11 protein-coding genes are annotated in these 11,068 nt (G+C 72.4%); all 11 read right to left on the reverse strand.

Translation table 11 applies throughout. The features are described 5' to 3' along the window. Nucleotides 1-83: 83 nt before the first annotated feature. Nucleotides 84-419, reverse strand: a complete 336-nt coding sequence (locus AB0N31_RS29500; RefSeq protein ID WP_366061495.1) for a TcmI family type II polyketide cyclase — start codon at nucleotides 417-419, stop codon at nucleotides 84-86. Between the two features lie 17 nt (nucleotides 420-436). After that, nucleotides 437-916 (reverse strand): SRPBCC family protein, encoded by a 480-nt coding sequence (locus AB0N31_RS29505; RefSeq protein ID WP_366061496.1) that lies wholly within the window; start codon nucleotides 914-916, stop codon nucleotides 437-439. A gap of 1 nt (nucleotide 917) precedes the next feature. Next, a complete protein-coding gene (locus AB0N31_RS29510) occupies nucleotides 918-1,175 on the reverse strand; it encodes an acyl carrier protein (protein ID WP_366061497.1) in 258 nt (85 codons plus the stop codon). 43 nt (nucleotides 1,176-1,218) lie between these two features. Beyond that, complete coding sequence (locus AB0N31_RS29515) at nucleotides 1,219-2,469, reverse strand: ketosynthase chain-length factor (protein WP_366061498.1); 1,251 nt, start codon at nucleotides 2,467-2,469, stop codon at nucleotides 1,219-1,221. Then, nucleotides 2,466-3,740, reverse strand: a complete 1,275-nt coding sequence (locus AB0N31_RS29520; protein WP_366061499.1) for a beta-ketoacyl-[acyl-carrier-protein] synthase family protein — start codon at nucleotides 3,738-3,740, stop codon at nucleotides 2,466-2,468. Before AB0N31_RS29520 ends, AB0N31_RS29515 begins: the two co-directional genes overlap by 4 nt. After that, a complete protein-coding gene (locus AB0N31_RS29525) occupies nucleotides 3,737-4,198 on the reverse strand; it encodes a cupin domain-containing protein (protein WP_366061500.1) in 462 nt (153 codons plus the stop codon). The genes AB0N31_RS29520 and AB0N31_RS29525 overlap by 4 nt, the downstream gene beginning before the upstream one ends. 63 nt (nucleotides 4,199-4,261) lie before the next feature. Further along, a complete protein-coding gene (locus AB0N31_RS29530; protein WP_366061501.1) occupies nucleotides 4,262-5,416 on the reverse strand; it encodes a SchA/CurD-like domain-containing protein in 1,155 nt (384 codons plus the stop codon). A 147-nt stretch (nucleotides 5,417-5,563) separates the two neighbouring features. After that, nucleotides 5,564-6,157 carry a class F sortase gene (locus AB0N31_RS29535; protein ID WP_366061551.1) on the reverse strand — a complete coding sequence of 198 codons (594 nt, stop codon included), beginning with the start codon at nucleotides 6,155-6,157 and terminating at the stop codon, nucleotides 5,564-5,566. Between the two features lie 189 nt (nucleotides 6,158-6,346). Continuing rightward, a complete protein-coding gene (locus AB0N31_RS29540; RefSeq protein WP_366061502.1) occupies nucleotides 6,347-7,168 on the reverse strand; it encodes a hypothetical protein in 822 nt (273 codons plus the stop codon). A gap of 222 nt (nucleotides 7,169-7,390) precedes the next feature. Then, nucleotides 7,391-9,061 (reverse strand): FAD-dependent monooxygenase, encoded by a 1,671-nt coding sequence (locus tag AB0N31_RS29545; protein WP_366061503.1) that lies wholly within the window; start codon nucleotides 9,059-9,061, stop codon nucleotides 7,391-7,393. Between the two features lie 255 nt (nucleotides 9,062-9,316). Then, nucleotides 9,317-10,900 carry a hypothetical protein gene (locus AB0N31_RS29550; protein WP_366061504.1) on the reverse strand — a complete coding sequence of 528 codons (1,584 nt, stop codon included), beginning with the start codon at nucleotides 10,898-10,900 and terminating at the stop codon, nucleotides 9,317-9,319. Between the last annotated feature and the right edge of the window lie 168 nt (nucleotides 10,901-11,068).

The raw sequence follows: 11,068 nt of genomic DNA on the forward strand, positions 1-11,068 counted from the left end.
CCATGTTCGTCACCGTCCTGCTGATCGTCGGGGCCGGCCTCGCCTACCTTGTGACACTGGGGCTGATGCACCGGTGAGCGGGCTCACGCCGTGGAGTCGCGCTCCCAGCGGTAGAAGCAGTGCGCCATCGCGTCCTTCGGCGAACGCCAGGTCGCGGGGTCGTAGGCGCTGACGTACGCGCTCAGCCGCTCACTGATGTCCCGGAACTCGGGGTGCCCGGCCACCTTGGCGATGGCGGGCCCCGGGTCCTGCTCGGACTCGATGAGGTGCAGGTACACGTCGTCGAACTGGAAGAGACTGCGCCGCGAGACGCCCACGAGGTGCGGCAGCTCCCCGCGGTCCGACTCCGCGAACAGCTTGGCGATGTCCGGGGCGGACCCCGGGGCCATCCGGGCGACGATCAGGGCCTGGTGCGTCATCCTGTCCTCCGTCCGGCTCAGTCGGCCAGGCTCGGCACGGGCCGGTGCTCCGTGGCCGCCTGCTCGATGCGGTCCCGGATCAGCGCCATCTGGACCTTGGAGTTCCGGTTGATGTTGTCCGTCATCCAGGCGTCGTCGACGGGGGCCTCGGGCTTCATCTCGAAGTCCTGGGTCCACACCATCCGGGTGCCCTGCGGCACCTCCTCGTAGCGCCACCGGATGTTCATGTAGGCGAACGGTCCGGTCTCGACGCGGCGGGCCCGCACGGTGAGCGTGCCGCGGTCCGCCTCCCGCTCGGAGACCCAGCTCCACACCTTGCCGTTCTCGTCGGGGTGCATGGTGAGCCGGAAGGTGGTCTTCTCGCCCTCCTGCTTCAGGATCTCGGCCGAGGCGTACTCGCTGAACAGCTGCGGCCAGTTCGCCACGTCGTTGGTCATGTCCCAGACCAGGTCCAGCGGAGCGGCGATGACGATCTCGTTCTCGGTGTGTCCGGACATGTCACGCCCCTGCCAGCAGAGCACTGTTGACCTGGTCGAGGAACTGCCGGGGCGTCTTGCTGCGCTCCGCGTCCTGGGGCATCGGCGTGCCGTAGCGGTTCTCCAGCTCGCCCACGATGCCGAGCAGGCCGAGCGAGTCGATGCCGAGGGCGTCGAAGCCGACGTCGTACTGCCGCTGGAGGTCGTCCGGGGCGACGGTGACGCCGACGGACTTCTTCATCAGTTCGGCCAGTTCCTCGACCGTGATGCGGTCACTCATGCGGTTCCTCTCCTTCTGCTCTGTGCTTCCTGGACGCGCCTCGTCACGAGGCGTCGGTGGCGCCGTGCCGCAGCACCAGCGCCGAGTTCGACCCCATCAGGCCCCGGCTGAGGACCAGCGCCGTGCGCAGTTCGGCGGGGCGGGCCCGGCCGGTCACCAGGTCGAGGTCGTGACAGACGTCGAAGACGTGCGGGGTGGGCGGGATCAGGCCGTGCTCCATGGCGAGCACCGCCGCCGCGGTGTCCAGCACCGGCGCCGCGCAGTAGCCGCGGCCGGTCCCGGTCTTCGGCGCGGTGACCGGCACCCGCCTGCCGTGCGCGCCGAGGGCGTCGGCGATGGCCAGCGCCTCGGCACGGTCCGCCTCCGGCACGCCGAGCGCGTCGGCGAAGACCACGTCGATCTCCTCCGGCGCGCACCCGGCGTCCGCCAGGGCCGCGCGGACGGCTTCCGCGAGGCCCTCCCGGGACTGCGCCCACCGGGAGGCGCCGGTGAACGTCGCCGCGTGCCCCGCGAGGACGGCCCGCACCCGCGCCCCGCGTTCCCGGGCCGCGGACTCCTCCTCGACGACGAACATGGCGCCGCCCTCGGCCGGCACGAACCCGCAGGCCCCCTCCGTGAACGGACGGTAGGCCCGCTCGGGGTCGTCGCCGGTGCTCAGCTCCTCGTAACCGAGCTGACACACCACCGAGTACGGGGCGAGCGGCGCCTCGGTCGCGCCGGCCACGATCACCCCGGTGCCACGTCGCACCGCCCGTGCCGCGTGCGCCAGGGCGTCCAGCCCGCCGGCCTCGTCGGAGGCGACGACCGAGCACGGCCCCTTGAAGCCGCGCCGGATGGAGACCTGGCCGGTGCTGGCGGCGTAGAACCAGGCGATCGACTGGTACGGCCCGACGAAGCGGCTGCCCTTGCCCCACAGTTGCTGGAGCTCGCGCTGGCCGAACTCGCCGCCGCCCGAACCGGCCGCGGTGACCACGCCCACCGAGTACGGCGCGTCACCGGTGTCGGCCTGGCCGAGGCGGGCGTCCTCCAGCGCGAGGTCGGCCGCGGCCAGCGCGAAGTGCGTGAACCGGTCGGTCTGGACGAGGTAGCGCCCCTCGACCGCCGCCGTCGGCTCGAACTCCCGTACCTCGCCCGCCACGCGCAGCGGGAGGTGTTCACAGCCCTCGCGGGTGACCCGGCCGAGGGCGCTGATGCCCTCCTGGGTGGATTTCCAGAAGGACTCGGTGCTGGCTCCGTTGGGCGCGACCACACCGATACCGGTGACGGCGGCACGCCGCGGACGGGGTTCGGTCATCGTTCCCTCTCCCTCTCCCTCGGCCGGTTGAGGACCACCGCCGACTGGAAACCGCCGAACCCGCTGCCCACGGAGAGCACGCTGTTCAGCTTCCGCTCGCGCGCGTCACGCGGCACGTAGTCCAGATCGCACTCGGGGTCCGGGGTCTCGTAGTTCGCGGTGGGCGGCACCACCTGATGGGCCAGGGCCAGCACACAGGCGACGACCTCGATCGCGCCGATCGCGCCCAGGGAGTGCCCCACCATCGACTTGATGGAACTCATGGGGGTGCCGTAGGCGTGCTCGCCCAGAGTCCGCTTCACGGCGGCGGTCTCGTGCCGGTCGTTCTGCTTGGTCCCCGAGCCGTGCGCGTTGACGTAGTCGACCTCGGTGGGGTCGACCCGGGCGTGGTCGAGGGCGTCCTCGATGGCCCGCGCCATCTCCAGGCCCTCGCTGGTCAGGCCGGTCATGTGGTACGCGTTGCCGAAGGTCGCGTAGCCGCCCAGCTCGCAGTAGACATGCGCACCGCGGGCCCTGGCGTGCTCCAGTTCCTCCAGGACGAGCACCGCACCGCCCTCGCCCATGACGAAGCCGTCACGGTGGGCGTCGAAGGGACGCGAGGCGTGCGCCGGGTCGTCGTTGTTGCACGACGTGGCCTTGATGGCGTCGAAGCAGGCCATGGTGATCGGGGAGATCGGCGAGTCCGAGGCGCCGGCGATGCAGATGTCGGCCCGGCCCTCCTCGATCGTGTGGAAGGCGTACCCGACCGCGTCGAGCCCGGAGGTGCAGCCCGTCGACACCGTCTGCACCGGCCCGCGCGCCTCGAACCGCTCCGCCACCGTGGAGGCCAGCGTGCTGGGCGAGAACGCGCGGTGCAGGTGCGGCTGGGCCCGGCTGTGGTCCACGTCCCAGCGCTGTCCGCCGTGGCTGACCAGCACGTAGTCGTGTTCCAGGCGGGTGGTGCCGCCGACCGCGGTGCCCAGCGAGACACCCACCCGCCAGGGGTTCTCCCGGCCCAGGTCGAGACCGGAGTCCCGCACCGCCTCCTCCCCGGCGACCAGGGCGAACTGGATGTAGCGGTCGCACCGGGCGACCTGCTCCGCGTCCAGCCCGTGTGCCGCCGGGTCGAAGTCGCACTCGGCCGCGATGCGCGACCGCAGGCCCGTCGGGTCGAAGAAGGTGATGCCCCGCGTCGCGGTGCGTCCGTGGGACAGCAGGTCCCAGAACGCCGGCACCCCGATGCCGCCCGGAGCGACGACGCCTATGCCGGTGACGGCCACCCGCCGGTTCATGAACCGACCTGCCGTCGTCCTGCCGTGCGGACCGCACCGCCGTGGGCGCCGTCCGCCGCCGCGGTGACGGGCTCGGTCTCCTCCGTGTCGACGTGACCGAGCGGCGGGCTCGGCGCCAGCGGGCCCAGGTGGAAGACCAGGCGCGCCTCGACCTTGCCCACATTGCGGAAGCGGTGCCGCATGTGCATCGGGATCATCAGCCCCTGCTCGGGCTGGAGCGGGTGCGGTTCGCCGTCGAGGTCGACCTCCAGCTGCCCGCACACCACGTACACGAACTCCTCGGAGTACGGGTGGTAGTGCTCGCCGATGCGGTCACCCGGCTGGACGATGGCCACGCCCATGAAACCGCTGGTGGCGCCGGACGTGGTGGGCGTGAGCATGGCGCGCAGGTCACCGCCGCGCCGGGTGTTGGGCTCGACCTCGCTGAGGTCCACGATTCTGGGACGGGATGTGATCACGACGTTGCTCCGTTTCGTGTGCTGTGTCGGCGGGGGCGACCGGCGCCCCGCCTGCCGGACGGCTCAGGCGTCGGGCGAGCGGCGGTCGGTGACGAGTTCCATGCGGGCGAGGGGGAGGAGACGGTCGGCGGCCCCGTCCCGCAGCGCGGAGGCGTCCACGCCGAGCGCGTCGGCGTCCAGCAGGGCCGTCAGCTCGGCCGTGCGGGCCCGGTCCGTCAGGCCGAGCACGTGACCGGCGTCGGTTTCTCCGCCGCGTACGTCGACCAGGCGCACCACGACGTCGTCGCGCTGGAAGATCGTGCTGCGCAGCACCGGGCTCCGCGGGTCGTCCGCCGCCTTCTCGTCCTGCTGGGCGAGGAGTTCGGCCAGCCGCAGACCGCCGCCTTCGCGCGCCGGGTAGTACAGCGCGTGCCGTACGGCGTCCCGCCCCGCCTCGCCCGCCGTCACGTGGTGGACGGCCGGCAGTGCCGCGCGGGTGAAGAAGACCCGGGCCGACTCGGGGTCGTCGAGGTCCCGGTCCTGCTCCAGGTAGGGGTTGATGGCCTCCTCGACGGCCCGCACCTCGGGCTGCCGGGCGACGTGCCGCAGCGCGGCGAGCAGGTCGCCCCGCACCTCGATGGCCCGCACCACCCGGTTGCCGTGCATGAAGAGGGAGGTGCGGATCAGGCGGGTGGTGTCGTCGACCTGCGGCTCGGGCGAGGCGTAGTCGCTGAGGATCTTCGCGACGGCCTCCTCGCTGCCCGGCTTCACCGTGAAGGTGAGCGCGTGACGGATCACGCCGTCGCCGATCCGGGGCGAGGACTGGAGCCGGCGCTCGCCGGGCTCGGCCAGTGCGGCCGGGCCGCCCGTCTCGCGGACGACGTGGAACCGCAGCGACCTGGTGTCCCGCACGCAGCTGTGCAGCGGCTCCACCATCCGGACGTGCTCCTCGCTGTTGACCCAGGTGAGGAACGGCGGGGCACTCTCCCACTCACTGGTGATGAGCCACTGGGAGGGGTTCTCGATCGACTGGCACAACTGGTCGCTGACGTGACCGGGGACCGACGCGACCTGGTTGCAGAGCTGCTCGTACGCCTCCAGGAACTGCTGCTGGGCCCCGTCGTAGACGTCCACCAGCAGGACGACCCGGAGGTGGGAGCCGTCGAAGACGGACTGGGAGACGCGCTGCGACACCTGGCGCGTCAGGTGTTCGGAAGCGGGGGCGGACGTGGTGGTCATGGTGGGGATCTCCTTCGGGGAGCGGGGCGGAACCTCGGCTGCGGTGAGGCGACGTGAGCGTGTCTTGATCCTGTGGCGGTCCGGACCGGTGCGCGACCGGGAGGGACTGGGTGGGTGACCGGCTCCCCTCGTCCGTGTGAGGTTCCGTCACCTGAGGTGCGCGAAGACGACGAGGTTCTCCGTGTAGTCCTTGATCGTGCGGTCGTAGTCGCCCGCGCAGGTGATGAGCCGCACCTGGGCGTCGGGGGTGTCCCCGTAGACCCGTTGGCTGGGGAAGCGGTCCTTGTCGAACTTCTCGACGCTGTCGACCACGAAGACGGGCGTACGTCCGTCGGCCCGCCGCACGCGGAAGACGTCACCCTTCTTGAGTGCGCTCAGTTCGGCGAAGACGGCGGCGGAGGTGGCGGTGTCGACGTGCCCGGCGATGATCGCGGTGCCCGTCTCACCGGGCGAGGCGCCCTTGGCGTACCACCCGACCAGGTTGGTGTCGTGCGGCGGCGGGGCCTGGAGCTGCCCGCCTGCGCCGATGGCGAGGTCGGTGAAAGGGGCGTCGACGGAGATCTTCGGGATGAGCAGCCGCACGGGGCTGGACCGCGGCAGGTGCTTTCCCACCGGCCCGGCGCCGGGCGAGGCCGGTGCGGCGGCCCGCGGGTCGGACGGCGGACTGGGCGCGTCCGCCTGCGGGGTGTCGTTGCCGAGCAGGCGCACCGCCAGCAGCAGCAGGCCCCCGGCGCACAGCATGGTCAGGCCCCGACGGGGCTGCCGGGCCGATGCCGACCTGTCGGAGGAGGAGGCGGAGGAGTGGACGGCCATCTGAGGTGACCTCACTAGCTGGTTCACGGCAGCGGGACGGGCGGGGGGCGGAAAGCGAGCCGGGCCGCCACGTCCAGCTCAGGTGGCGGCCACGGCTGCTATGTCGCCCGGCACGGGTCAGGCCAGGCCGGCGGCCGACTTCTTACGGCGCGCGGCGTACAGGCCGGTCGCGGCGACGGCCAGGACGGCCAGGCCGCCCGCGGTCGCGGCGGGCGCGTCGAGGGCGCCGCCACCGGTGTGCATGCCGCCGCGCGGCTTCTCCTCACCGCTCCAGGACCCCTTCTCCTCGCCGTCCTTGGTCCAGGAGGAGTCCTTGCCGTGCTCGCTGTCCTTCTTGGACGTCTCCGGGTCGTGCTTCGGGTCGCGTGCGGTGCCCCAGTCGTCGGCCTTGATCGTGTTCAGCGCGCCGCCGCCGGTGTGCATGCCGCCGCGCGGCTTCTCCTCGTCGTCCTTGGTCCAGGACTCCTTCTCCTCGTCGTCCTTGGTCCAGGAGGAGTCCTTGCCGTGCTCGCTGTCCTCCTTGGACGTCTCCGAGTCCTGCTTCGGGTCGCGCGCGGTGTCCCAGTCGTCGGCCGTGATCGCGGTCAGCGCACCGCCACCCGTGTGCATGCCGCCGCGCGGCGCGTCGTGCTTGCTGCCGTGCTCTTCCTCCTTGCTGGACGAGGCGTCGTCCTTGCTGCCGTGGTCCTCTTCCTTGCTGGACGAGGCGTCGTCCTTGCTGCCGTGGTCCTCTTCCTTGCTGGACGAGGCGTCGTCCTTGCTCCCCTGGTCCTCTTCCTTGCCGTACGAGGAGTCGTCCTTGCTCCCGTGGTCCTGCTCCTTGCTGTAGGAGGAGTCGTCCTGCTCCCAGTCACCGCCCGCCGCGTACACGCCGGGCGTGGCGATGGCGAGGGCGGCCGAAGCCGCCGCGGTGGCCAGGATCATGCGTGCTGAGCGCATATGAGGGTCCTTCCGTCGGCCGGGCAGCTGGCAGTTCGTCAGCTGAGACAACCCGGCCCCGACGTGATCCACCGTCAGTCACTTCGCCGGGTCCCACCACTCGAGGCGCTCAGCCGGGTGAGGGCGGGCGGCACTCGGGGGAACGACGAAGGGCCTGTGCCGGCCTCCCGGGGGAGAACCGGCACAGGCCCCGCGGACGCCGCTACGGCATCCGACGACCGGTCAGGCGAGGCCCAGCACCGTGGTCAGGACGCGCCGCAGCACCTGTTCGGGCTCCGGGACCGGGCCGGGCGAGCGCCAGGCGACGAACCCGTCCGGCCGCACCAGGACGGCACCTCCGCCCGCCGTGCCGTGCCGTTCCCGCCAGTCCGCGCCGTCCTCGGGCACCAGCGCGGCGTCGGGTCCCGCTCCCACGCGGTACGACACGAGGGGGACGGACAGTTCGTCGGCCAGCCGGACGGCTGCCTCGTGCCAGCCGTTCGGCCCGTCGGCCCCGGCGTCGCCGTCGCTCAGCAGGACCAGGGACCGCTCGTACAGGTCGAGCGTGGACAGCCGTCTGCCCTCGTGCCGGACCCACAGGTGGGGCGCCCGGGTGCCGGGGGCGCCGTCGAGGGCGAGCTTCTCCGGGACCACCGGCGAGGTGGGGTCGGTGCCGACGACGGCGCCCTGCGGGTAGCGGTAGCCGAGGGCCACGTTGAGGATGCCGCGCTGCGGCCCGCCTCCGCCCGCGCCGGCCGGCGGGGCGAAACCGGGGTGGCTGTGCTCGGCCGACCGGACCGCGGCGCGGGCACTGGTCGCCTCCGCCACGGGGCGGCGCTCGAGGTCGTAGGAGTCCAGCAGGCGGTGACCCGCCCAGCCGCCGAGCACCGCCGCCAGCTTCCAGGCCAGGTTGTGCGCGTCCTGGATGCCGGTGTTGGAGCCGAAGGCCCCGGTGGGGGACATCTCGTGGGCCGAGTCGCCCGCCAGCAGGACGCGGCCCGAGCGGTAGCCGCGGGCCACGCGCTGGGCGGCGTGCCAGGGCGCCCGCCCGGTGACCTCGATGTCGAGGTCCGCCCGGCCGACCGCGCGCCGGATGTGCTCGGCGCAGCGCTCGTCGGTGAAGTCCTCCAGCGTCTCGCCGCGTTCGGGGTGCCAGGGGGCGTGGAAGACCCAGTTCTCCCGGTTGTCCACCGGCAGCAGCGCGCCGTCGCCGTCCGGGCTGGTGAGGTAGCAGACGATGAACCGGCGCTCGCCCACCACGTCGGCGAGGAGACGGGACCGGAAGGTGATGCTGACGTTGCTGAACAGCTCGCCGGGGCCGCTCTGGCCGATGCCGAGCTGCTCGCGGACGGGGCTGCGGGGGCCGTCCGCGGCGACCAGGTAGTCGGCGCGGATCCCGGTGTGCTCACCGGTCTCCCGGTTCTTGACCAGCGCGGTGACCCCGTCGGAGTCGGCGTCGAACGACAGCAGTTCGGTGGAGTACCGCAGGTCGCCGCCGAGCGTCGTGGCGTGGTCGAGCAGGACCGGCTCGAGGTCGTTCTGGCTGCACAGGCACCAGGAACTCGGGCTGAAGCGGGCCAGTCCGCCACCCGGGTCGATGTCCTTGACCAGCCACTCGCCCGCGTCGTCGACCAGGTCGCGCGCCTGGAGGATGCCATGGTTGTCGGCCAGGGTGGCCGCGGCCCGGTGGATCGCCGGCTCGACGCCTGCCACCCGGAACAGCTCCATCGTGCGGACGTTGTTGCCGCGTCCGCGGGGGTGGCGGGAGGTGCCGGAATGGCGCTCCACCAGGGTGTGGCGCACCCCCAGCCGGCCCAGGAACAGTGAGGTCGACAGGCCCACGAGGGAGCCGCCGACGATCAGGACGGGAACCCGGTGGATCGGGCCGCCCGGTTGGTCGGTTCTGTGTTTCATGATGTGTCTCCAGCACGTCGTGTCCGCCGACACGGCCGTTTGCGGCCGGACGGCCGGGACTGTCATGCATGCCCCGCCCGGCGAACGGCGGCCCAGGCTTCACCCGCCTGACGGTGCGTGGCCGCGGTGGCCGGAGCCCCGGCGTGCGCGAGGGCCGCCGCACGCGCCGGGGAGACGGTTCCGGCGGCGGCGACGGCCCTCGCGGGGTCCGTCCGGGCCGTTCACGACGGCCTTCCGGAGACTGGTACGGGTCGCTCAGATGCCCGATCCGAGGGAGTTCGTCGTGTAGGCGCACTCCGTGTAGATGTAGCCGGACTCCAGCTTCGCGGTGTCCGTGGCGGGCGTGGAGGAGGTGGAGGAGCTGCTCGACGTCGACTTGTGCACGAAGTAGGTGGTGCCGGGGGGCAGGCTGATCGTGCGCTGAGGGTAGTTCTTGCCGCCGCTGCACGGCTCGAAGCCGGGGGTGAGGGTACTGCCCAGGGAGTACGCCTTGCAGCCGCCGCAGGCCTTGAGGGTGAGGCTGCCCGTCACCGGGCCGGTGTAGAGGACGGTGACCTCGTCGGGGCTGTCGTTCTTCACCGTGACCGAGATGCTGCCGCCGGACCGTGTCGTGGGCAGGGTCTTGCCCGCGGCCGGCAGGGTCTGGGCGATCTCCGCCGCGATCGCTATCTTCTTCGCCCGGGGCGTGTTCTTGGCGGTCCGGTGCGCCGAGACGTACTCGTTCATCGTCGTCTGCGCGGCTTCGAAGTCACCGTCCCGATACTGGTCCACACCGCAGGTGTACGTGCCCGAGTCGGCGCTGCTCGTGGCGCGTCCGGCGTCCTTGGTGAGGGCGGCCTCGATGCCCGCCTCGTCGCCCGGCAGGTCCGCGATGCTGGAGCCGAGGTCGCGCAGCCGCTCGACCGCCGTGCAGGGTTCGGCGCCGGAGAGGCCCTTGACCTCGCGGGTGACGGCGGCGGCCACGGCCGGCTGGACCTTGGCGGCCTGGTCGGAGTCGGGGAAGGTGGTCAGCAGTTCGCCGAACTGGGACGCCCAGGTGGACTGGTCGGAGGCCAGGCCCCGCGAGGCGCATTCGTACAGCGAGGTGGCCAGCCGGTCGTCGGGCCACTTCTCCAGGGTGCCGAGGTCGGTGGAGGGCATGGCCTCGGGGACCGTGCGCAGGTAGGTCAGGGGCGCTATCGCGGTGCAGTAGTCGGCGTCCTCGTACGGGGCGGCGACCGTGGTGTAGAAGGTCTTCATCCGGGTGGGCACCCGCTGGGCGGCGCGCGAGTCGGGGTGGTCGGATCTGAGGTCCTCGTAGGCCTTCAGCGCCTTGCGGTAGCCGGCCCGGCCGCTGCCGAAGTCCTCCTTGCCGGACGCCGTGACCAGCCTGTCGGCCTCGTCGAGCCGGTCGAGGAGCATCTGCTCCGTCGCCTCCTCCCGCGCGTCGTCGTACAGCACGACGCCGCCGGCCGGTACGGCGAGCAGGACCAGGCCCAGCAGCAGGGCGAGGGGTGCCCGTTGCACGATCGCCGTGCGGGAGCGCAGGCCGACGAGCGCGCCGTGCGCCGCGACCCCGGCGAGGAACACGGCGTACAGCAGGAGGGCCGCCACCGGGACGCCGTCCGGGTCGGCCGGGAGGGCCACGAGCAGCAGCACGGCGGTGGCGGTCCAGCACAGCAGCATGAGCACCCAGCGGCGCAGCAGCGCGTACCCGAGTCCCAGGCCGCTGAGGTTGAGCACCGCGACCGCGACGGCGCGCGCGCCGTCCGGTGGCGCGGGCGGTGCCGGTGGCGGCGCCGACGGCATGGGCGGCACGTGGAAACCGTGGTCGTGCATGCCGTACTGATCTGCGGACATGGCTGTCCTCCCCCATCAACAGCGTCCGGACTTCGGTGACTTGTCAGTCTACGGGTGCCGTTGCCCTGCTGACAGAGGTGACCGGCGCCCTCTCCGTCCGGAGGGACCGACGTGCTGGAACGGATGGGGGGCATCCGCACGACGTCCGGCCCGGCGCGGGGGACCGCG

This window comes from Streptomyces sp. NPDC051051 (genome assembly GCF_040682975.1).
In the GTDB taxonomy this organism is placed as follows: domain Bacteria; phylum Actinomycetota; class Actinomycetes; order Streptomycetales; family Streptomycetaceae; genus Streptomyces.

Coding starts and splice junctions, on each gene's coding strand:
- AB0N31_RS29530 (WP_366061501.1), bottom strand. CDS start 5,416: ATGACCACCACGTCCGCCCCCGCTTCCGAACACCTGACGCGCCAGGTG.
- AB0N31_RS29545 (WP_366061503.1), bottom strand. CDS start 9,061: ATGAAACACAGAACCGACCAACCGGGCGGCCCGATCCACCGGGTTCCC.
- AB0N31_RS29540 (WP_366061502.1), bottom strand. CDS start 7,168: ATGCGCTCAGCACGCATGATCCTGGCCACCGCGGCGGCTTCGGCCGCC.
- AB0N31_RS29520 (WP_366061499.1), bottom strand. CDS start 3,740: ATGAACCGGCGGGTGGCCGTCACCGGCATAGGCGTCGTCGCTCCGGGC.
- AB0N31_RS29500 (WP_366061495.1), bottom strand. CDS start 419: ATGACGCACCAGGCCCTGATCGTCGCCCGGATGGCCCCGGGGTCCGCC.
- AB0N31_RS29510 (WP_366061497.1), bottom strand. CDS start 1,175: ATGAGTGACCGCATCACGGTCGAGGAACTGGCCGAACTGATGAAGAAG.
- AB0N31_RS29535 (WP_366061551.1), bottom strand. CDS start 6,157: ATGCTGTGCGCCGGGGGCCTGCTGCTGCTGGCGGTGCGCCTGCTCGGC.
- AB0N31_RS29550 (WP_366061504.1), bottom strand. CDS start 10,900: ATGTCCGCAGATCAGTACGGCATGCACGACCACGGTTTCCACGTGCCG.
- AB0N31_RS29515 (WP_366061498.1), bottom strand. CDS start 2,469: ATGACCGAACCCCGTCCGCGGCGTGCCGCCGTCACCGGTATCGGTGTG.
- AB0N31_RS29505 (WP_366061496.1), bottom strand. CDS start 916: ATGTCCGGACACACCGAGAACGAGATCGTCATCGCCGCTCCGCTGGAC.